Source organism: Pseudomonas sp. AKS31 (genome assembly GCF_023634765.1).
Taxonomy (GTDB): Bacteria; Pseudomonadota; Gammaproteobacteria; order Pseudomonadales; family Pseudomonadaceae; genus Aquipseudomonas.
Map to the genome: position 1 here is coordinate 695,863 of NZ_JAMLFX010000002.1, position 21,582 is coordinate 717,444.

Below are 21,582 nucleotides of genomic sequence, written 5' to 3' on the forward strand. Positions count from 1 at the left end.
TTGTTTTTCAGGTAACCGCGAAACACCGGAGCACGAAAGTTTTTTTGCCTGGTTTTTTTCAGGAGCGCGCGTCGCATGTCGGCTCCCCTTCGCCCGGCCACTTGAACAGTCGTGCGGCGTTGTCAAAGAACACTTGCCGGTGATACTGCTCGTCGATGGCACTGGCGCACGCGGCCACGTAGCCAGGGTAGTCGACGCTGGGCCAGCCCGAACCGAAGAGGAACCGCTCCGGTTTGCCGGTGTAATCGAGCATCCAGCGGATCGGTTCGACCATCAATCGGCCAAGCGTGGCTTGCGAAACGTCGTTTAGCGATCCTTCGATGATCGAGCTGAGTTCGAGCCAGACATTGTGGTTTTTCGCCGCCAGCACAGCGGCATCGGTAAACCACGGGTTACCGCTGTGAACCAGAACGAAGTTCACGTCCGGGTGGTCCACGATGACCTCGTCCAGGCTGAGTGGGTGGGCATACTTGAGCTTGGAGCGATGCCAGCCAGTGTCGCCACTGTGGAATAGCACAGGAACATCAAACGCACGCGCCAGAGCATACAGCGGCATGAGCCTGGGATCGTCAGCATGCACATGCATAAATCCCAGATTGATTTTGATGGCCCCATAGATGCCGCGCGCCAGTCCCTGCGCCAGCGACTCTGGCGACCACTCAGGTTGAGCGATGACCGCGCACCTGGCCACGCCCAGCGCCTGCAACTGCCCGGCATCGCAACCGGGGTTATGCGAATCCGTTACGGATGCGCGGATGTCGAAGCGTGCCTGCAGCGCCTTGAATGCTTGCAGACTGTCAGTTCGCGCAAATTCGGTATGCACATGCGCGTCGAAAACAGGCCCGGAATAACGACTCATCGAAGACTTCCCTGTGTAGACGATCCTCATTGCCGCGCATCCAGTTGCGCGGTTTCTCAAGTGCTAGCTGCTGGCACTGCTGTAAGAGCGCAGCGCAAACAGCCAGAACACCCGTGACAGACAAACAAACGCGACGGCAAAAAGCAGCGCGCCCATGACTTCCTGCCAGCCGACCATGCCCATCGCCGCCGCTACCGGGACATTGGAAACGAAATACACCGGGACCAGAAACGTCAGGACCATGCGGACCGTCTGCGGAAACGCCGTAACCGGAAACCGCGCGATCTCCATGAGCGTGTAACTGATGATCCAGACATCACCAATCTTCACAAACCAGATCGACAAGGTGCAGGTAATCAGGAACAACGAGTAGAAGATCGCCACCCCTGCCGCCATCAACCCCAGAAACGCCGCGAGATTGCCCAGCCCTAGCGCACTTTCGCTGTGCATCGCATACACAACGACCGCGAGCCCGATCAATACGCGAGGCAGTTCCCAAAGGCTGATTTTCGAGCATGACACCAGAAACTGGCTGTCGACCGGGCGCACCAGCATGTAGTCCAGATCCCCGGTGCGCACTTGCTCCGACAACGCATGCAGGCTCGGAAACAGCCAGACCTCAAGCAAACCTTCCAGCACCAGAGCCACGCCGAACAGCGCCAGTACCTGATGCAGGTTCCAGCCGCCCAGACTTCCGACTTCGCTGAACATGGCATCAAGGAAGTACAGCGCCAGGAGCATCCCGACCACCGTGTTCAGGGCATTGGTGACGGCATTGATACGAAACTCCAGTTCCGCAAGCATCGAATGCCTGATCAGGGCCAGCAGCACTTTCAACGGTCGCAGGTTCATATGCCGGCCCCCGAAAAACGCTTCAACCCTTGGCGCCACAGCCCCCGACGCAGCCCCACCAGCAGCACCACCCAGAACAGTTGCACCGCAAACCCCAGCAGCAGATCGCCGTCGGCGGCCTTGCCGATCAGCACCTTGACCGGAAAATCCAGTGAGGCGGAAAACGGCAGCAGCGCCACCAGATGACGGGTCGCTTCGGGAAACAGGTCAACCGGAATCAGCATGCCGCCCAGCACCGTGTACATCGACCAGACCATTGCATCCAGTGCCAGCGAATTGGCCATCCAGAACGCAAGCAGGCCGACGCAGTAATAGATGTGGAAAATAATGATCCAGGCCAGCACCAGCGAGACGAGGAACAACGGTAATCGCCAGGCCACAGCTGCCAGGTCGATGGCAAACAACGAGGCCCCGACACAGAACACGGTGATGACGATCGGTGCGCGCACCACCATCTGCCCCAAATGCTCTGCCACGTGAAACCAGAAAGGTGCGACCGGTTTCAGCAGTCGGCCGGACAGCGTACCTTGGCGGATTTCGTCGTTCAGAACGAAGATGACCCATACGGCAGTCAGCTGTCTGACCAGATAGATGCCGAGGAAATACGCCACGAAATCACTGGGCGCATAACCGCCGATGACCTTGTCTCGTGACAGCTCCCACCAGATCATCATCATGAACAACGGTGCGACGCCGCTGATCAACCAGACAAACAACTGCGCCCGGTAGACCACGGTTACCAGCACGCTTGTGCGCAGCAGGCGTCCGGCAATGCCGGGCCACGAAGCCAGAGCAACCATTACGCGTGCTCCTTTGGCAGCAGCAGGCGCGGAAACGCCTGCTCCAGGGAGGGCGTCTGGATCGAGATGTCTGTCACCGGAAAGTTCGCCAGCAGTTGCTCCACGGTGCCGGCGAATTGCTCTTCAGGCACCAACAACTCGGCACTTTCACTGTCCAGGCTGAGCAGAGTGCCGTAAACGCTCAGTTCGTCGCTGCCCACTTGCGAGGAAAAGCGCAAGCTGACCTGGCGTTCATTGACGTGTGCCTTGACCAGTGCCTGACGTGCGCCATCGAACACCACGCGTCCCTGGTCCAGCACAATGACGCGGTTGGCCAATGCCTCGATGTCCGCCATGTAATGGGAGGTGAGAATAATCGTGGCGCCGGACTCGCGGTTGTACTCAAGGAGGAATTTGCGGATGGCGACCTGCATCTCCAGGTCGAGGCCGATGGTCGGCTCGTCGAGAAACAGGATACTCGGGCGATGCAGCAGTGACAGGATGAGCTCACATTTCATCCGCTCGCCCAGCGACAGCTTCCTGACTGGACGCCGAATGATGTCACCGGCCGACAGCAACTGGCACAGCTCATCGATCCGGCGCCTGCATTCGACAGGCGCAATGTCGTACAGCGCACCATGAAGATGAAAGGACTCCAGCGCCGGCAGGTCCCATGTGAGTTGCTGCTTTTGCCCCATCACCAGGGCAATCGACTTGAGGAACTCCGCGCGCCGCTTGAACGGGTCATGGCCCAATACCGAAAGATGCCCGCCGCTCGGTCGCACGATACCCGAGAGCATTTTCAGCGTGGTGGTCTTGCCCGCGCCATTACCGCCGAGAAAGCCGACCACTTCACCCGCGTCTATGGAGAAAGAAACATCCGTAACAGCCGGCACGTACGTCTTCTCGCGACGAAAGTAACGCAGCAGGCTGCGCGACTGGTCGTCACGGGCCCGGTAAACCTCGTAAACCTTGCTGATACCACACAGCTCGATTGCTTTTGACATACCTATCCTTGAAATCCCGCATCCTTCACTTCAGTCAACACGCCAGCATGCAACGGTGGCGATCCCTGTATGTTGGCGTACTCAGCCGCGGCGAGCCAGCAGTTGATCGTGATGGGCTTGCACAGACAAACCGTCGTCGATCACCAGGCAAACCGCGGGCACCAGACTCGATTGGGCCAACAGGCCGAGACCGAGTACTTCTTGCAATTTGAAACCGGCCGCCTGCAGCAACGCCTTCGTCCGATCGACGTCGACCGTGATCAGGTGCACCAGACACGGCACCGCCTTCAGAGCGGTCGACGCGTTGCCGGGTAACGCCTGACGATCAAGAAAGGCCAGACGCTGCTGGCCAATCATCAAGCGTCCCGGCTCCATTGCGATGCTGACCCGGTCATCCAGGTGAGTGAAGTAATGGTGTTGTTCCTGCTTCGGCCGGGCACAGAGCAATGACACCCCGCCGAGCGCAAACAAACCGTTATCCGAGACTTGAGTGGCAAGGTCGCCACCAATACCGCGCACGTACTCGATGAGCGACACACTGACATCGCCCGTATCACCGGCGGGTAAGTTGGCGATCAGCCAGGCCGGCGCCGTCTCCCCCGCCGGAGCCTTGGCCGTCAGAGCCAGGGCTGCGCGCTGCGACGGCAAAAGGCACGCCAGATGTGCCACCAGATCCGTTGAAGACAGCCAGATTGAACAGCCTCGAACGCTCCCCGCCGCATTGCCCGTGCAGAACTCCAGATACCCGCCGCTCAACCGGAAAAATGCGCTGACGCGGCCATCATCGTGACGCACTTGTCGCGTATGCGCCGTGAAGCCTGCACGGGTGAACTGACCGATGACCTCATCGAACAGGCCTTGCGACACGGGGTAGACGACGTGATCCAGATGGGAAATCACCGACGCCTTCCCTGCAAAGCGCATCGCTCATCCGCTACACCTGGCGACTGTCGCAATGGTTTTTTGCACTGCGTCACGCGGCTACGCCTGTCGAGGCTTTTGTGCCTCGGGTGCAGAGCGTTACGCCATTCTCCCGCACGCCACCACGTTTTTCCTCCTGGCTGACGGCTTGCAGGCCAGCTGCTTTGAAGGCTTCGAGGAATCGGTTGCGTGACCAGCGTGTCAGCTTGACCTCCAGTTCTTGCTCCCATCCCTGCGACTCTTCGCTTTCTTCGTAATAGTCCACCATGACAATCAGCTCGCCACCGGGCGCCAGCAGGCTGGCAGCTTTTTCGATAGCGGCGGTGACGTCTTCAAAGTAATAGAACACCTCCATGGAAAAAATCAGCTCAAACTGCATGCCCGCCGGTGGGCGCCAGTTCATGAAACTCTCGACATCGATGTCGACATTGTTGCAATCCTGGACTCTGGTTCTGCACATGCGCGCCATTTCCTGACTGAGCTCCACAGCCCGGCAATAGCCGTTGGCAAACTTCGAGCGAGCCATGTACTCCAGGGCATATCCGTTGCCCGGACCGATCTCCAGGTAGCGACCTGTAGACGATTCAAGCGCGGACAATACCGGCTCGACCCGCGCCCAATGCTCGCGCGCCATGTCCACCGCGCCATCCTCGATGGCCCATTCGTCGAAGAGCGTCTCGACTTGCAGTTCGTGACTCATCCAACACTCCTGTTTACTGCCGGGGTTCGATCCACGCTAGCGGATCCATTGATAAAAATGTACAGCGTTACGGTGCGAGCCAATCACCAGGTGCCCATCATCAGTGAGCAACGGCGAGGAATGAAATCCCGTGTCGTGCTCCAGTTGCCACAAGGTTTGTCCGCTATGTTGCGCCAGGCAGTGCAAACGCTCGTCGGTGCCGACGAACAACGCGTCGCCGCTTGGCAGCACGGTAAAGGGTGTGTAACGGAATTCGCAGGCGAGATTGACCCGCCACAACATTTTCAGGCTGTGCAGATCGATGCCGTACACGTGACCGTCATTGCTGCCGACGTACGCCACACCTTCCGGTGACAGACTCGGACAGGACACCACGAAACCGTCGGTGTGAAATTGCTGCAGCACGCTACCGTTGGCAGCATCGAAGACAATGATCTTGCCGTCGACTTCGGTGCCGATGATCCCGCGCCCCGAGGCATGATCGATCGCAGCAGTGCCTTCAAACCGGCTGGTTTCGGTAATTCTCCAGCGCTCCTCGCCTTCGGGACTGAAGCACATCAGCACATTGTCTGTGCCGACGATGACATTGCCGTTCCCGTCCAGTGCCGGCGAGCTATAGAGGTCATCCTCAACCCGCTCGTCGAAGGATTGCTTCCACAGCAACGTGCCCGAAGCGTGGTCGACGGCGTAGAGCGTATGGTCGTAGCTGCCGGCGTAGACGATATGTCTGGCGGAGTCGATGGTCGGGCTGGCGTGAAACGGCCCTTGCGCATGAAACGTCCACAGGCATTCGCCGTCACAGGTGATGCGACGTAGCAGATGGTCCTCGCAGCCCACGACGAAACTGCCGTCCGCCGACACGGCAGGCGAGCTGTAGACCGGTCCCTGAGTCGCAAACCGCCACTGCGGCTCGCCGTCACTCAAACGTACGCACTGCAAGCTGTTGTCCCAGCAGCCGAACAGAATCCGGTCATCAGCGATCCTGCCGGGAATGCTCCATACCCTCTCGTCGCAGGAAACCGTGCGTTGAAAAGCAGGAGGAGCCTGCCAGTCCTTGTGCGAGGTTTCGCGCCAGGGTCTGTGGCTGCGCAGCGCCTGGTTGTTTTTGTACCAGGTGCTTTGCAGGTGCAGCGCATACGCCGTTCCGGGTCCGTTCAGCATGAGGTGTGCCTGGCACTTTCGATACCGCCGCCGTACTTCTCGGAGATTTCGACCTTGTAACCGTTAGGATCAATAAAATAAACGGAACGTGAAGAATGGTATTGAACTTCATAGTCCGGCAGCAACTTGACGCCGTGATCGCGAAGTTGCGTCAGCACCCGATCGAAGTCTTCCACTAAAATCCCGAAGTGGGTAATTTCCAGTCCGTCGTTTTTTACGCCACGGCCTTCTGCATATTCATGCATGCATAAGTAAAGTGTTTCATTGGCACCGATCGTCATCCAGCGGGTAAATGCGCGAATGCCCACTTCCTTGACTTCGAAGCCAAACACGCGTGCATAGAAATCGCGACTCTCTTCAATGTCAGCGACGTCCAGTTGAATATGATCCACAGCCACTATCTTGATCTTGTCGAGTGCAGCGCTCATTGGACTAACCCTCGATATTCGTCGGGCAATATACCGTCAGCTTGCCAACGGTCGATGCAGGACGTGAAGAAAGGCAATTGTTCTGGAAGGTGCTGTAAGGCGACCTCATAACCGGCGACGCCTGCGGATATATTGGTCGTGTCCAGCGACAAGGTGTCTTTGAATGCCACCAGTGCCTGATCGAAGTTACCCATTTGCTGATGACAGGCACCGATCATGTACTGCGAATACGTCACGCGTGGAAAACCGATATCGTAAGCTTGCTGGTAACGTTGCAACGCACGCTGCCACTGCTGATCCTTGACTTCGATCTCGGCAGCCTCGTGGTAGGAAATGCTCCAGTGCGGATCGTAGGCGATCAACTCGTCGGCCACCTGGCGAGCGCTCTCGATGTCGCGGGCGACATAAAGCATTTCCTTGAGCTTGGATTCGTAAACAGTCTTGCGCGCTTCCCTTGCCGGGATACTCGCGCCTTTTTCTCCACGGATGACCGCATCGGCATATTCTTCGGCCAGCAGCATGTATTGCCGCGTGGTTGCCACATCGCCCCGGGCTGCCGGCACCATGGCCAGTCCGCGATAGAACGATGACAGCGAAACCAGATCCACCGGCGCGTCGCTCGAGGCAATCTGCCGGGCGGCCTTTTCGCCAGCGTCGATGAACCATTTGTTCAACTCATCATCGATGGAATCGCCTTTCAGTTTCCAGACAATCGCCTGCGAGCAAACGTCCAGAACCCTGGACGGTGGCATACATTGAGCCTGTAGCAATGCCTTGAGCGCAGTGAAGTCCTGCTGATGCGAAGTGGTCATTTCAAGACGGTTCTGAATGGCAAACCGGGTCAGATGAAATGTCACACGCTGGTCGGGAAACAGTGCCTCGTAAGGTATTCTGGTCAATACCTGATTGGCGTAACGGTACCTGCAACTGGCGGCCAGACACTGTGCGAGGCTCAATTTCTGCACCGGTGGGGCCCATTCCAGCATGTCGGCCAACCACTTGACCTTGGTCACCGGGCCATCCATCGGGTAAGAAAAAAACTCCAGTTCGTCGACACCGATTGCGTGGCGCTGCGCCACTTCAATCAGCGTTGAGGGCTCAAGCAGTTGAGGCACCCGGTAAGGCACCTCATCAAAGTTCTGCTCCGCCAGCCCCGCACACACGGAGCGCGACCAATTCGTCGGATGGGCGCCTGAGTCATCATAGAAAAACACGGCGCGCGAAAACGCATCGTCCAATTTGCTGTGCATATCACTTTCCCTAATGACATGTAGAAACTGCGCTGTCGAGATTAAATACGGCCGAAGCAATGCTTCGGCCGTACCTCACAAGACACCGGTATCTTGTGTACAGCGGACAATCAGAGGATGAACAGTGCCGAAAGGATTCGGTTCTGTACGCTATTGAACTTAATCATGTTGAAGCTCCTTTTTTAAAGTATGCATGGCGAATCCATGCGATTCCGTTACTTCATTCACGGCCGAATCTTTCAATGCGGCCGAAATAGAAGTTACTGCTTCTCAGAGGATGAACAGCGCTGACAGCATCCGATTTTGTACGCTTTGATATTTGATCATTTCACTGTCTCCATGTGATTTAAAGTTTGCTGCAAATTGCAGCGACGTAAGATTTAGCTGTCGTCCGAAGATACGTCAAGGAAGTTTGTGAAAGGCACGCGCCAGGGCCAAACGAACCTTCTAGTTAGTTCCGGCGGCGTTTTTCAACGTGTATCAATGGTTTAAATGAAAAATAACCCGATCATGTTTTTTTGCGATGCGCGACGATGCACGGAAAGTTACCCGCCGTCGCGCCTCGCGATTTCGGCACCTTCAGCGTTGAAAGCGCTAGTAGAAACAAATTGCAACAATCCGTGGTGAATTGACGCCCCTACAAACCTCAACTAGTTTAAACAACCGTCACCGGTGGTAACTGGATGTATCCGCCGTAGGACAGCGCATTCGAATGGAGTTCGACCGGCCGACACCCGCCTCGTCAGCCGTATGATCAGGAGCGATCAACCATGAAGTCCCTTAATCTGGGAATCCTCGCGCACGTCGATGCCGGCAAGACCAGCCTGACCGAACGGATCCTGTTCGATGCCGGTGCGCGTTTGCGCCTGGGCAGTGTGGATTCGGGCAACACCTGCACCGACAGCCTGCTGCTGGAACGCGAGCGCGGCATCACGATCAAATCCGCCGTGGCCTCGTTCGAGCTCAACCACCTGCTGATCAATCTGCTGGACACCCCCGGACACCCGGATTTCATTGCCGAGGTGGAGCGTACCCTCGCCTTGCTCGACCTCGCCGTCGTCGTGGTTTCGGCCGTCGAGGGGGTTCAGGCGCAAACCCGGGTGCTGGTCAACGCCCTGCAACGAATGGCGATACCTCATGTGTTCTTCATCAACAAGGTTGATCGTAAAGGCGCCGATTTCCTGCGCACCCTGGAGGCTCTCCAGCTACAGCTCAAGAGTCGCCCGTTGGCCTTGTGCACTGTGCGAGACGCCGGCACGGCGCAGGCCACGGTCGAACGCATTGATCAGGCGTCAGCCGAGGTCACGTCACAGTGGCTGGACGTGCTGTGCGAACACGATGAGACGTTGTTGCACGACTATGTGACGGCGGCGCAAACAATCGACAGTTCGCGCCTTGAGCAAGCGGTGCGCGAGCAACTGGGCAGAGGCTTGGTCAATCCGGTGTTTGCCGGGTCAGCCATTACCGGTGTTGGCGTCGCACAGATGATCGAGACGCTCACACGGTTGGCCCCGGCCAGATGTCACGATGCCGAGGCGCCTGTGCTCGCCTCGGTATTCAAGATCGACCGGGGCTGGGGCGGGCACCGGCGTTTTCATGTCTGTGTCCAGGCTGGCACGCTGCACGTCCGCCAATCGATCGAGACGCCGCAAGGCACCAGCCGGATCACCGCCATTCAAGTCTCCGAAAGCGGCGGTCTGCAACCGGCAACCCTCGCCCGCGCAGGCCAGATCGCTTGCATCACCGGGCTTGAAGGCGTGCGCATCGGCGATCGGATCGGCGCGTGCAGAGAACGCAACACAGCCGCGCACACTTTTACCCCGCCGGCGATCGAAACCCATGTTTCTGCCGCTTTGCCAGCGCAGACAAAAGCCCTCTGGGAAGCATTGAGCCTGCTGGCCGAACAGGATCCGCTGATCGATTTGCGCCGAAACCCGGCGGGGCAAATGTTCGTTTCGCTGTACGGCGAGGTGCAAAAGGAAATCATCCAGGCCACGCTGCAAGAGGAGTACGCCATCGAGGCGGTCTTCGAGGAAAGCTCGGCGATCTGCGTTGAAACCTTGCAAGCGTCTGGTCAGGCCCAGGAATCAATCGATGAGCCCGACAATCCGTTTCTCGCCACCGTCGGTATTCGTGTCAGTCCCGGGGCGGCAGGATCGGGACTCACGTTCATTCGTCAAGCCCATGCCGGGCTGATGCCGACGAGCTTCTACAAAGCGATCGAAGAATCGGTCTTCGAGAGTCTCAAGGAAGGCCCGTGCGGCTGGATGGTTCACGATTGCGAGGTGATATTGACCACCGTCGACTATGCATCGCCCTCAAGCACTGCGGCTGATTTTCGACACCTCACACCGCTGGTACTGGCTGCAGCGATCAGCCGCGCCGGCACCGCGGTCTGCGAGCCGCGCAGCCAGTTCAACATCGAAGTGCCGGCGGCCTTGAGCAGCGCGGTTCATGGTTTGCTGGCCAAGGCCGGGGCCACAATCCATGGCACCACGCTAGATGCAGAGACCGCGCGGATCGAAGGCTCGATCGTCACCACGCGAATCTACAAGTTGCAGCACCAGATACCCGATGTCACCAGCGGCCTTGGTTTTATGGAAAGCCAACTGGCCACGTATACGCCGGTCGCGGGTACTGCGCCTCGCCGGGAGCGCACCCTGGCCAACCCTTACAATCGCCAGGATTACCTGCGGCAAGTCAGACTGGGCTTGCGCACCGGACGGCCGGCAAGCAGTGCTTGATGGCTATTGAACCGGCGGCTGGCTGATCTGGTTTAGATGACTGACATCGGCGGCCGGCAGGTGCAGTTGTGGCGCCGCCATGATCTCGCGCAATTGCTCGACAGTACTGGCCCCCACCACGGGTGCCACCACCGCAGGTTGCGCCAGCAACCAGGCGAGTGCGACTTGCGTACAGGAACTGTCGCAGTCCCGGGCAATCCGGCGCAGTGATTCAAGGATCTGCCAGTTGCGCTCGTTGAAGTAGTCTCTCTGTACACCCGGCGCGCGCGGAGAACCCGGCAATCCTGCCTGCGGGTGGTACAGGCCAGACAAAAAGCCCTTGGCGAGCGGGTTGTACGGCAAGAGTCCGACGCCCTCTTCCACGCACAATGGCTGCAGTTCGGTTTCGACACGACGCCGTTCGAGCAGGTTGTAGCGTTCTTGAACACTGACGTAGCCGACCAGTGCGTTGCGCTCGCTGATCGCCAGTGATTTCATCAGGCGCCAGGCCTTGAAGTTGGAGCAACCGACGTAACGCACCATCCCCCGCTGCACCAGATGTTCGAAGGCGCGCAAGGTTTCTTCGACCGGAACATCATCGTAGTCATCATGGGCCTGATACAAATCGATGCAGTCGACTTGCAAACGCTCCAGTGAACCCTCCACAGCCTTGACGATGTGCCGCCAGGAAAGCCCCTCGTCATTGGGCCCGGGCCCCATGCGCCCGGACACCTTCGTTGCCAGCAATACCTGGTTGCGTCTGGCCGTGGTTTTCAACCAGCGCCCGACGAACTCCTCCGAATCCTTGCCACCGACACCGTCACCCAGAACCGGGTAGACATCCGCCGTGTCGATCAGGTTACCGCCCGCTTCGACATAGGTATCGAACAAGCGGCGTGAGGTAGGCTCGTCGACCCACCAGTTGCATTGCGCGGTTCCCATCGCAATCGCGGAAACCTTGAGTCCCGATCGTCCCAGTCGTCTGTAGTTCATGATCGATATCGCCGTCCCTGTTACGAAGCTTCCATGATGTCGCGGGGCAGTATAGTGGAGTCTCGGCGCCTGCCCCGTTCAAGGCTGACTGCTTTGCAGGTGTCACAAATACCACCGATACTCCCGCGCCCCAATCTCCTGCATAAACGCCAAATGATCCTGGCGTTTATTCTCGCAATACACATCAACAAACTCCGCGCCCAGACCCTCACGCAACTGCGGCTGATGCTGCATCGCACGCACGGCCTCGAACATCTCCTTGGGAAAATCAATCCCGCTGCTGCGGTCTTCGTTCAGCGGTGCGATCGGTTCTTTGCCCGACGCCAGCCCATGCTCCAGCCCCACTAGAATCGCCGCCAGCACCAGATACGGATTGGCATCCGCGCCCGCCAGGCGATATTCAACCCGCAGGTTCTTCGCGTCCGACTCGGGGATGCGCAGGCACGCATCGCGATCCTCAAAGCCCCAACTGGCTTTGCTCGCAGTGTTCACCGTGCCGCCCAAGCGGCGCATCGAGTTCTGGTTTGGCGCGAAGATCGGCATGCTGTGCGGCAGCAATTCCAGGCACCCGGCGACCGCATGGCGTAGCGGCTGCTGCTCATTGGCCGCCAACAGATTATTACCGGCTGCGTCGTACAAACTGACATGCACATGCATGCCGCTGCCCGGATGCTGCAAGTACGGCTTGGCCATGAAACTCGCGCGATAACCGTGTTTAAGCGCGACGCCGCGCGTGCTGCGGCAGAACAACGCCGCCCAATCCGCCGCACGCAAACCGTCGTCGAGATGGCCGAAGTTGATTTCAAACTGTCCGGGCCCAAGTTCCGCGGTAATCACCGTGGCGTCGATGCCCTGCGCCCGCGTCGCTTCGACCATTTCATCCAGCACCGGCGCGAAACGTGAGAGACGTTCGATGTGCAGGTTCGGTTGATCATCGACATCGTCGGTCAGGTCGTCGCGGGGGAATTGCGGCAGACCGTCGCGCAGCTTTTTATCGAACAGGTAGAACTCCAGCTCGAACGCCACCACCGGGTGAATGCCTTTGCGCGCCAAACGCCTGAGCACCTGTGCGAGCACTTCACGCGGTTCGAATTCGATCGGTTTTTCGGTGCCGTCCGACGTGATCAACATCTGCCCCAGCGGCTGCGCCTCCCAGGTCACCGGCTTCAAGGTGCCCGGCACGAGGCGGCGCACGGCATCCGGGTCGCCGTCGTTGAAGCAGTAATCGCCAATCTCAAATAAACCACCCTGCACACCCAGCAATACGCAGTTCTGCGGCAGTTTCAGCACGCTGCCGGCGGCGACTTTTTCGAGCATGTCTACCGGATAACGCTTGCCGTAAAAGTGCCCGGGAATGTCCAGGGAAATCAGGTCGACATAACGCACCTCGGGGTAACGTTGGCGAAACGCACGCACTTCGGCGAGCAGGTCAGCGCAGACAGCGTCCATCGTGTTCATCCTTTGTTGTGATCAGGTGTAGACCCAGAGCACGCGAGTCAACTGCTCGGTGAGGTTGCCATAGCGGCAGCGGGTATGACTGTCGAACTGAAAGCTGTCGCCGGCTTTCAACGTGGTCGGTTCTTCGTTGTCGCCCAGCCACAGCGTCAGTTCGCCTTCGAGGACGTAGCCGCCCTGCTCCGAGCTGTCAGTCAGATGGCGATCACCGCTGCTCGCACCGGCTTCCAGATGGCTTTCGAGCATGGAGAACGAGGCGCGCATCTGCGGCGACACCAGAATGTCGGTGATGCCGTTGGCGTAATACAGCGTGCGGCGCTCGTCCGGGCGCGTCACCCATGGCAATTCCTTGGGTTTGGGCAGGCTGTAGAAATAGGTGGTCGGCACGCCGAAGGTTTCGCTGATCGCGGTCAAGTCCGCGACAGTGGGCCGCGACAAGCCGCGCTCGACCTGCGACAGAAACCCGACCGAACGGCCGATCTTGTCGGCCAGCTCCTTCAGGGTCCATTTCTTGTGCTTGCGCAGGTCATGGATGAGGATCGCCAGCGCGGCGATTTCTTCTTGCTTGTTCATGGCTGCAATTCCGAAAGATGTTTCATCAAATACTGTCGCGCAGTCGATACCAGGCCTTGCCGATCGCCTCCAGCGGCGCCGCGAAGTGCTTGCCGCCGGGGAAGCGGCCATTGCTCAGGCCCTGGTACAACGCCAATTCATCGCCATCGCCGAGAATCGCATCGGACACCGCGCGCGCGGCGGCCAGCGTCGGCAGGACGCCGTGGCCCGAGTAGCCTTGCAGCCAATAACGGTTTCCCTCGCCGCCCACGTCCGGCGTGCGATTGATTGTCAGGTCGATATGCCCGCCCCAGGCAAACTCGATGCCGACACCTTTGAGCTGCGGGAACACCCGTTCCAGAAACGGCCGCGTCGCCGCCGCAATGTCCTTGGGCATACCGCCTAGATAGGTGCAGCCGCCGCCGAACAACAGGCGGTTATCCGGCGTGCGACGAAAGTAATCGAGGACGAATTGGTTGTCGGTCACGCACACATTGCGCGGCAACAGCGCATTGGCCTGTTCAGGCGCAAGCGGTGCAGTGGCGACCTGATAAGTGCCCACCGGCAGAATGCAGCTGGACAGTTGCGGGTCGAGTTCATCGAGATAAGCGTTGCACGCCAGCACCAGCACATCGGCGCGAACCATACCGCGCGCGGTGTTGACCCGAAAACCGCCGCCCTGCGCCTGATAACTCAGCGCCTTGCTTTGTTCATGGATTCGCCCGCCGGCCCGCTCGATGGCGGCCGCCAGGCCTAACGCCAGTTTCAGCGGATTGAGGTGTGCGCCTTCAGGGTCGTAAAGCCCGGCCTGATAGCGATCAGTGGCCACCCACTCGGGCAGTTGTTCACGAGCAATCAACTGCAACCCATCGTGGCCCCACTTGTGGCTCGCCTCGTGTTGCCATTCGCTGAGCAGGCTGACCCGGCGCGGCATCACCGAGGTCCACAAATGCCCCGGCCGATAGTCGCAATCGAAACCATGGCGCCCCGGCAATTCGCGCAGCTCGTCGGCAGCCCAACGCATGCCGTCCCAAAGCCGCCTGGCCCGTTCATGGCCCAGCGCAGCTTCCAGCGGTGGCATATCGCACGACCAGCCAAGAATCGCCTGCCCGCCATTACGCCCCGAGGCCGCCCAGGCCACGCGACTGGCTTCCAGCACGATCACGCGTTTGCCTGCCAAGGCCAGACGCAACGCCGTGTGCAGGCCGCTGAATCCAGCGCCGATGATCACCACGTCGGCATCATGCTCACCTTCTAGAACAGCGCGCTGGCTCAGAAGATCGGCGCAACTGTGGGCGTAATAGCTGTCGACGTGCTGGCTGGATTGCTGAAACATTCGCGGCCTCATGAAATTTGTTTCTTATAATTTCATGAAAATCTACAGAATAAATTTCACACAGGCAACTCGACTTTCGCGATCAGCCCTGCGCTCTTGCGATTGCTCAGCGTCAATTCACCGCCCTGCTCACGGACGATCGCTCGCGCGGCGGAAAGACCCAGGCCCACGCCGCCGGTATCGCGATTGCGCGAAGCTTCCAGACGAAAGAACGGATCGAACACCTGCTCCAACGCCGACTCGGGAATACCGGGGCCTTCGTCGCTGACCTCGATGCAGATCGCATGCTCATCACGTCTCAATGCAATGCCCGGACACTGCGCATATTTCAGCGCATTCTCCAGCAGATTGACGACCACCCGCTTGATACCCAGCGGTCGTCCTTCGTACACCAGATGCGCTGGACCTTCGAAGTCGACATTGATGTGCTGATCGCGGTAATCGTCGACGATGGTCTGCAGCAACTCTGACAGATCGAACGCTGTGGTCTGCTCGCGGTGCGTGTCTTCGCGGAAGAACGCCAGCGCGGCGTTGATCATCGATTGCATCTCTTCAACGTCGCGAATCAGTTTGCCCTGGTGATCGAGGTCTTCCATGAACTCGCTGCGCAAGCGCATGCGCGTCAGCGGTGCGCGCAGATCGTGGGAGATCGACGCGAGTATGTGCGTGCGCTCGGCGATGAAGTGCTGGATCTGCGCCTGCATGGTGTTGAAGGCGATAATCGCCTGACGGATTTCGTCAGGGCCTTCGAGCTTGATCGGCGGTGCGCGCAGGTCGGTGCCGAATCGTCTGGCAGCGCGGGCGAAGCGCTGCAAGGGGTTGGCCAATTGGCGGGTGGCAACCCAGGCGACCAGCAACGTGGCAATCAATCCCAAAGCGATAACGATCGCGATACGCGCGCCAAACTCCAGGCCCCAACTGCGCTCCGGCGGGACAAATGACAACCAGCTGCCGTCGACCAATTGCACGACGGCGGCGTAATGCGCCTGAGGACTGCCGTTCGGCCAGTCGCCTGGGCTGAACACCTCGATTTTTCGATCTTTGCCCAGCAGTTGCTGCAGCACCGGCACCCGGCTCGCTGGCAGGCGAAGCCCGTCACTGGGCAGGTCGAAGTCGGCGCGTTGTGCTTGCCACGACACCTGCAGCATGGCGCTGCTCGCTGCCGTGGCCAGTTGCGGGCGCAGGCTGGCCGGGGCGGCTTCGATCACCCGCGAGGTCGCGGCGATCTGCTCCAGCAGGCCGGTGCGCTCAATCGGTGGCCGCGCCCAGATCCCGGCGACTTGCACGAACAGTGCATTCAACGCCAGCGAGGCGACCATCGCGGCAATGATGGTCAGGGCGATGCGTCGGCGCAGGGTGTCGCCACGCCATAGTCGGCGGATCACGAGCGACTGACCTTGGCGGTGAACAGATAACCACCGTTGCGCACGGTTCGAATCAGGTCCGGGCGCTTGCTGTCCGGCTCGATCTTGCGCCGCAAGCGGCTGACTTGCACATCGATGCTGCGATCAATGGCGTCATGGCCATGGCCGTGAGTCAGGTCGATCAACTGCTCGCGGGTAAGGATTCGCTGCGGATGATCGAGGAACACCACGAGCAAATCGAACTCGCCGCCGGACAGCGGAATCATCACGTTTTCCGGGGAGCGCAGTTCGCGGCAGGTGATGTCCAGACGCCAACCGGCGAACGCAATCACCGGGCGCGACGGCTCCACCGGGCTGCGCTGTTCAGCGGCGCGACGCTGCAAGGCACGTACGCGAGCGAGCAGTTCCTGCGGGGCAAATGGTTTGGTCAGGTAATCGTCGGCGCCCAGTTCCAGCCCGACAATGCGATCACTCAGTTCGGCCATGGCGGTGAGCATGATGATCGGAATGCCCAATTGCGCGCGCACCTTCTGGCACAGGCTCAGGCCGCTTTCGCCGGGCATCATCAGATCAAGAATGATCGTGTCCGGACGGTTCTGCGCGATTGCCGCCCACATGGCTTCGCCGTGGGACGCCACGTCGACTTCATAGGCGTGCTGCACGAAGAACTTCTTCAGCAGCGCGAGGATTTCCACGTCGTCGTCGACGAACAGCAGTCTGCTCACAGTTACAGATCCATGCGGCGAAAAAACGCCAATCTAAAGCCATTTCGCCGCCCGGGTCATTTATTTCAATCGAGCAACATTTCTACGCGCCAGACATCAAGCGGACATCCTCCGGCAAAACCGCGCTGGCATTCTGCGGCCATTCCAATCCAGGGGGTTCGCATGAAGCTATTGAACGACAACCACTGCGCCGAGGGGCACAGCAGCAACCGGCCCTTGATCCTCAGCCAGCGCACCGCCGCACTCGGCCCTGATACGCCGATTGTGTTTCAGGAGTCGTGCCTGGGCGTGTCCAGCGATCAGAGCCGGATCGTCCTGCGCCGCTATTTCGAGCAGTTCAGCCCGACCAATGCGCACTGGGTCGAGTACGTCCACAGCATTGCCGCTGCCGACCTCATCCAATGGATCATGACCCACGGCCAGTTGCACATCGAGTGCTCGGACAGCATCGCCACGCAACCTCACAAGGAAACCCGTTAATGACCCGCACGCGTTCGCTGTCGCTGGCCCTCGCCGCCACCCTGAGCCTGGCGGCCTGCACCAATAACAAGGTCGAGCACAGCGGCTTTCTGCGTGACTACAGCGTGTTGACCGAGCGCCAGTCGCCGTCCGGCGAGTCTGTGCTGGCGTGGGTCAGCCCGGCGCTCGCCCGGGGCCGATACACCCAGGTTTACCTGGCGCCAAGCCAGTTTTACCCAAGTGCCGAGCCGACGCCGCGGATTCCGCTGAGCACACTGTCCGGCGTCACTGACTACTACGATGCGGCGCTGCGGCTGGAGTTGGGTAAAGTCATGCATCTGGTCAACCAACCGGGGCCGAACACCCTGGTGGTGCGCCCCGCCATCACTCAAGTGGCGACCAGCACACAGGGTTTGCGCTTTTATGAGTGGCTGCCGGTCACCCTCGTCGCTGCCGGCGTGAGCACGGCGGCCGGTATTCGCGATCAGGACAGCCAAGTCGCCACCGAGGTGTCGTTCGAGGACGGTTCGACCGGCGAAGTGATTGCCGAAGTGGTACGCAAAGGCACCGGCGTGCCGCTGGAGAACGACAAGCAGGTGTTGACCGCCGACGACGTCAAAGTGGTGCTGGATGGCTGGGCCAGCGACCTTGGCAAATCCTACGCAACCCTGCGCCGGTAACTACATTCCCCTGTAGGAGCTGCCGAAGGCTGCGATCTTGTTGGGACGCGGAGCGTCCCCGGCTGCATTCCCACGCAGAGCGTGGGAACGATCACTCGCAGCCTTCGGCAGCTCCTACACAGATGCGTCAGGAAAAAAAGCGCCGGGCAGTGAATTATTTCGTGTCCTCATGTATCTGAGCCAAAGAGTACGCGCCATCAAAAAGATGGCATCTACGCGGCACGATGGATCAGCAAAGAGAAGACCCGGATGAAATCACGCAAGAAAACCGTCAAGCCGATCGGCCTGAACGACATCACCATTGTCGACGACGCCAAGATGCGCAAGGCGATCACCGCTGCCGCGCTGGGCAATGCCATGGAATGGTTCGACTTTGGTGTCTACGGCTTCGTCGCCTATGTGCTCGGCAAAGTGTTCTTCCCCGGCGCCGACCCCGGCACCCAGATGATCGCCGCGCTGGCGACGTTCTCGGTGCCCTTCCTGATCCGACCGCTGGGCGGCTTGTTCTTCGGCGCCTTGGGCGACAAATACGGGCGACAGAAAGTCCTCGCCGCGACCATCGTGATCATGTCGCTGAGCACTTTCGCCATTGGCCTGATTCCGTCCTATGCCTCGATCGGCATCTGGGCGCCGATCCTGCTGTTGTTGGCGAAAATGGCTCAGGGCTTCTCGGTAGGCGGTGAATACACCGGCGCGTCGATCTTCGTCGCCGAATATGCGCCGGACCGCAAGCGCGGCTTCCTCGGCAGTTGGCTGGATTTCGGCTCGATTGCCGGTTTCGTCCTCGGCGCCGGCGTTGTCGTGTTGATCTCGACGACCCTGGGCGAAGCGAAGTTCGAGGAATGGGGCTGGCGTCTGCCGTTCTTCCTTGCGTTGCCGCTGGGCATGATCGGCCTCTATCTGCGTCACGCCCTGGAAGAAACCCCGGCGTTCCAGCAGCACGTCGAAAAGCTTGAGCAAGGTGACCGCGAAGGCTTGGCCGGTGGCCCGAAAGTCTCGTTCAAGGAGGTCGCGACCAAACACTGGCGCAGCTTGATGACCTGCATCGGCGTGGTGGCGGTGACCAACGTCACCTACTACATGCTGCTCACCTACATGCCGAGTTACCTGTCGCACAACCTGCATTACAGCGAAAACCGTGGCGTGCTGATCATCATCGCGATCATGGTCGGCATGCTCTTCGTACAACCGGCGATTGGCTTTATCAGCGACAAGATCGGCCGCAAGCCTTTCATCGTGGTTGGCAGCATCGGTTTGTTCATTCTGGCCATTCCGGCGTTCATGCTGATCAACAGCGGCAAGATCGGTTTGATCTTCGCCGGCCTGCTGATGCTGGCCGTGCTGCTGAACTTCTTTATCGGGGTCATGGCCTCCACCCTGCCAGCGATGTTCCCCACGCACATTCGCTATAGCGCACTGGCCGCTGCGTTCAACGTCTCGGTATTGATTGCCGGCCTGACCCCGACCGTGGTCGCCTGGCTGGTCGAGAGCACCAATAATCTGTACATGCCGGCGTATTACCTGATGGTCATCGCCGTGGTCGGTCTGGTCACTGGTGTGACGATGAAAGAAACCGCGAACAAACCGTTGCGTGGCGCCGCGCCGGCAGCCTCGGACCTTGAGGAAGCCAAGGAACTGCTACAGGAACATCACGACAACATCGAGCAGAAAATCGAAGACATCGACGCCGAAATCGCCGCGCTGGAAGCCAAGCGCAAGGAACTGGCGCAGCAGCATCCAAGGATTGACTGACTCCGCGCAACAACCACAAACCCGGCACTCGCCGGGTTTGTGCCATCTGAAGCACGGGCGATGCGCGGGCCAGTGGAGAAGTTGTTGCCGATTTTCAAAGGCTATGACGTGGCGGGCGTGACATGCTCGCGCAGATACAAGGGTGTGTACCGAAAGCCTTAAGCCGCTCAGTCAAGGCGCGTTGACCACCACATACGTCACATCACTGCCCTGATACTGCGGCTGGTACCAGGTCGAGCCGCATTGCATGTAGGCGACGTTGTACTGAATCACCTGCACGCAACTGCTGGGCATTTGCGCCGGGGTAAAGATCGCCCCTACCACCGCCGCAGTGGCCGCGACGGTTGCCGTTACCGCCACTGCGGCCGCCACCGGATGGTAGTGATCGTCGTAGCCATAACGGCCATGGCCGTCGACATCAATATCGACATCGCGACTGTTGTCGATGATGACGTTGCGGTTGCCGTTATTGACGTTCGTGCGGTTACCCACGTTGTTGCCGGCATTGACCCGATTGCCCGAATTGACCCGATTGCCGGCACTGACATTGTTGGTGCGCTGCGGCGCATTGATCCGCTGCGCCCGTTGCGCATTCGGCGCCGGGGCGCGGTTGACGTTGGCGCGGGCATGTCCTTGGGCGCGTTGCCCCCGGGCATCGGCTTCGGCGACATAACCGGCGGTCAGCAGTGTGGCGGCGGCCAGCGACAACAACAGACTCCACGTCATCGACTTGCTCATGTCACTGCCCTCCCTGATCGCTGGCCTGTTTAAACGCAATTGCCACATCGCCTTTGCCCGGTTTGAAGGTGAACTGCGTATCCGGGATGGTCGGCTTGAGGTTCCACCGATACACCGCGCTGTACTCGGGAAAGCTCTTCTCGTCCGTGGTGGTGATCACCAGTTTGCACGGCAAGGGTTTATCGGAACGGGTCAGCCACAATTGCCAGTCGATGCCCTCCTGGCGAAACGCCAAATGGTCGCAGAGCTGGCCCTTGATGATCGACGGGCCGACATACAGCGCGGCTTTCAAGGCGTCGATCTGCGCCTGATCACTGCCGAACAGAAACAGATCCTCCATCGGTACCTGCACACCGTAGAAGTTCTCGACCTTGTGCAGGGTTTCCGCCACGGTGGCCGGGGCGTCGACAGTGGTGTAGTACTTCAGGTACGGCGAATACTGGGTGAGTTTTTTGCCGTTATAGAAAAACTCGCGGGTGCGCACATCGCCTTCGCTTTTCGCATACAAACGATCGTGGCCGACCACTTTCAGGGTATTGGCGGACTCGGTCTTGATCTTCTGCCCGGATTCCAGAACCGTGTCGCGCGAGACTTCGGCATCGACCTGGAATTTCGGCAGGCTGCGCAGGTAGTTGCCCATATCGATGAGCTTGTCGACCACGTGCGGGTTGATCAGCGGCGCATCGTCGGTGGCCTCCGGAGGCGGCGCGGCCGGTGGGTCTTCAGCGCGGGCTCCCGGCGCGAGAACCAGTGTGAACATCAGGCAGACGATACTGGCTGGGGCTTTCATCGGTTCCGCTCCTGTCCCTGCGTGGGCGTTGCGCCCGAAGGGCGACTGACTGACCAGC

General features: G+C 59.5%; 21 protein-coding genes. 4 read left to right on the top strand and 17 right to left on the bottom strand.

Annotated features, from left to right (window positions below; all coding sequences use genetic code 11):
- Positions 1 to 58: 58 nt before the first annotated feature.
- The 9 genes from M9827_RS09150 to M9827_RS09190 all read right to left on the bottom strand — a co-directional run bounded on the left by M9827_RS09150 (position 59) and on the right by M9827_RS09190 (position 8,017).
- Positions 59 to 859, bottom strand: coding sequence for an amidohydrolase family protein (locus tag M9827_RS09150; RefSeq protein ID WP_250605166.1), 801 nt, complete (start codon positions 857 to 859; stop codon positions 59 to 61).
- Positions 860 to 922: 63 nt separating this feature from the next.
- The gene (locus M9827_RS09155; RefSeq protein WP_250605167.1) at positions 923 to 1,711 is read right to left on the bottom strand and encodes an ABC transporter permease; all 789 of its coding nucleotides are present in this window, start codon (positions 1,709 to 1,711) and stop codon (positions 923 to 925) included.
- Positions 1,708 to 2,511 (bottom strand): ABC transporter permease, encoded by an 804-nt coding sequence (locus M9827_RS09160; RefSeq protein ID WP_250605168.1) that lies wholly within the window; start codon positions 2,509 to 2,511, stop codon positions 1,708 to 1,710. Before M9827_RS09160 ends, M9827_RS09155 begins: the two co-directional genes overlap by 4 nt.
- Entirely contained in the window at positions 2,511 to 3,497 is a 987-nt protein-coding gene (locus M9827_RS09165; RefSeq protein WP_250605169.1) for an ABC transporter ATP-binding protein, read from the bottom strand. The genes M9827_RS09160 and M9827_RS09165 overlap by 1 nt, the downstream gene beginning before the upstream one ends.
- An 81-nt stretch (positions 3,498 to 3,578) precedes the next feature.
- Positions 3,579 to 4,421, bottom strand: a complete 843-nt coding sequence (locus tag M9827_RS09170) for a hypothetical protein (RefSeq protein WP_250605170.1) — start codon at positions 4,419 to 4,421, stop codon at positions 3,579 to 3,581.
- A gap of 49 nt (positions 4,422 to 4,470) precedes the next feature.
- Positions 4,471 to 5,118, bottom strand: a complete 648-nt coding sequence (locus M9827_RS09175) for a class I SAM-dependent methyltransferase (protein WP_250605171.1) — start codon at positions 5,116 to 5,118, stop codon at positions 4,471 to 4,473.
- Positions 5,119 to 5,154: 36 nt separating this feature from the next.
- The gene (locus M9827_RS09180) at positions 5,155 to 6,279 is read right to left on the bottom strand and encodes a PQQ-binding-like beta-propeller repeat protein (protein ID WP_250605172.1); all 1,125 of its coding nucleotides are present in this window, start codon (positions 6,277 to 6,279) and stop codon (positions 5,155 to 5,157) included.
- Positions 6,273 to 6,707: a VOC family protein gene (locus tag M9827_RS09185; RefSeq protein ID WP_095049038.1), complete on the bottom strand. Its 435-nt coding sequence runs from the start codon at positions 6,705 to 6,707 to the stop codon at positions 6,273 to 6,275. The genes M9827_RS09180 and M9827_RS09185 overlap by 7 nt, the downstream gene beginning before the upstream one ends.
- A complete protein-coding gene (locus tag M9827_RS09190; RefSeq protein WP_250605173.1) occupies positions 6,704 to 8,017 on the bottom strand; it encodes a tetratricopeptide repeat protein in 1,314 nt (437 codons plus the stop codon). The genes M9827_RS09185 and M9827_RS09190 overlap by 4 nt, the downstream gene beginning before the upstream one ends.
- A gap of 710 nt (positions 8,018 to 8,727) precedes the next feature.
- Here M9827_RS09190 and M9827_RS09195 point away from each other — a divergent pair.
- A complete protein-coding gene (locus M9827_RS09195) occupies positions 8,728 to 10,701 on the top strand; it encodes a GTP-binding protein (protein ID WP_250605174.1) in 1,974 nt (657 codons plus the stop codon).
- A 3-nt stretch (positions 10,702 to 10,704) separates the two neighbouring features.
- Here M9827_RS09195 and M9827_RS09200 read toward each other — a convergent pair whose 3' ends face one another.
- From M9827_RS09200 to M9827_RS09225, 6 genes are all read right to left on the bottom strand, one after another.
- Positions 10,705 to 11,673 carry an aldo/keto reductase gene (locus M9827_RS09200; RefSeq protein WP_250605175.1) on the bottom strand — a complete coding sequence of 323 codons (969 nt, stop codon included), beginning with the start codon at positions 11,671 to 11,673 and terminating at the stop codon, positions 10,705 to 10,707.
- A gap of 102 nt (positions 11,674 to 11,775) precedes the next feature.
- A complete protein-coding gene (locus M9827_RS09205) occupies positions 11,776 to 13,122 on the bottom strand; it encodes a glutamine synthetase family protein (protein ID WP_250605176.1) in 1,347 nt (448 codons plus the stop codon).
- A gap of 21 nt (positions 13,123 to 13,143) precedes the next feature.
- Entirely contained in the window at positions 13,144 to 13,701 is a 558-nt protein-coding gene (locus tag M9827_RS09210) for a helix-turn-helix domain-containing protein (protein ID WP_250605177.1), read from the bottom strand.
- A gap of 25 nt (positions 13,702 to 13,726) precedes the next feature.
- Positions 13,727 to 15,016: an NAD(P)/FAD-dependent oxidoreductase gene (locus M9827_RS09215; protein ID WP_250605178.1), complete on the bottom strand. Its 1,290-nt coding sequence runs from the start codon at positions 15,014 to 15,016 to the stop codon at positions 13,727 to 13,729.
- Positions 15,017 to 15,072: 56 nt separating this feature from the next.
- The gene (locus tag M9827_RS09220) at positions 15,073 to 16,401 is read right to left on the bottom strand and encodes an ATP-binding protein (RefSeq protein WP_250605179.1); all 1,329 of its coding nucleotides are present in this window, start codon (positions 16,399 to 16,401) and stop codon (positions 15,073 to 15,075) included.
- Complete coding sequence (locus M9827_RS09225) at positions 16,398 to 17,105, bottom strand: response regulator (protein ID WP_250605180.1); 708 nt, start codon at positions 17,103 to 17,105, stop codon at positions 16,398 to 16,400. The genes M9827_RS09220 and M9827_RS09225 overlap by 4 nt, the downstream gene beginning before the upstream one ends.
- Positions 17,106 to 17,267: 162 nt before the next feature.
- Between M9827_RS09225 and M9827_RS09230 the strand changes: the two genes are divergently transcribed.
- The 3 genes from M9827_RS09230 (at position 17,268) to proP (ending at position 19,996) form a co-directional block, all read left to right on the top strand.
- Positions 17,268 to 17,585: a hypothetical protein gene (locus M9827_RS09230; protein WP_250605181.1), complete on the top strand. Its 318-nt coding sequence runs from the start codon at positions 17,268 to 17,270 to the stop codon at positions 17,583 to 17,585.
- Complete coding sequence (locus tag M9827_RS09235; RefSeq protein ID WP_250605182.1) at positions 17,585 to 18,244, top strand: DUF3313 domain-containing protein; 660 nt, start codon at positions 17,585 to 17,587, stop codon at positions 18,242 to 18,244. Before M9827_RS09230 ends, M9827_RS09235 begins: the two co-directional genes overlap by 1 nt.
- Before the next feature lie 249 nt (positions 18,245 to 18,493).
- Positions 18,494 to 19,996, top strand: a complete 1,503-nt coding sequence (proP, locus tag M9827_RS09240) for a glycine betaine/L-proline transporter ProP (RefSeq protein WP_250605183.1) — start codon at positions 18,494 to 18,496, stop codon at positions 19,994 to 19,996.
- 171 nt (positions 19,997 to 20,167) lie between these two features.
- Here the strand turns inward: proP and M9827_RS09245 are convergent, their stop codons facing one another.
- Complete coding sequence (locus M9827_RS09245) at positions 20,168 to 20,734, bottom strand: hypothetical protein (protein WP_250605184.1); 567 nt, start codon at positions 20,732 to 20,734, stop codon at positions 20,168 to 20,170.
- 1 nt (position 20,735) lies between these two features.
- Positions 20,736 to 21,524, bottom strand: coding sequence for a DUF2092 domain-containing protein (locus M9827_RS09250; RefSeq protein WP_250605185.1), 789 nt, complete (start codon positions 21,522 to 21,524; stop codon positions 20,736 to 20,738).
- Between the last annotated feature and the right edge of the window lie 58 nt (positions 21,525 to 21,582).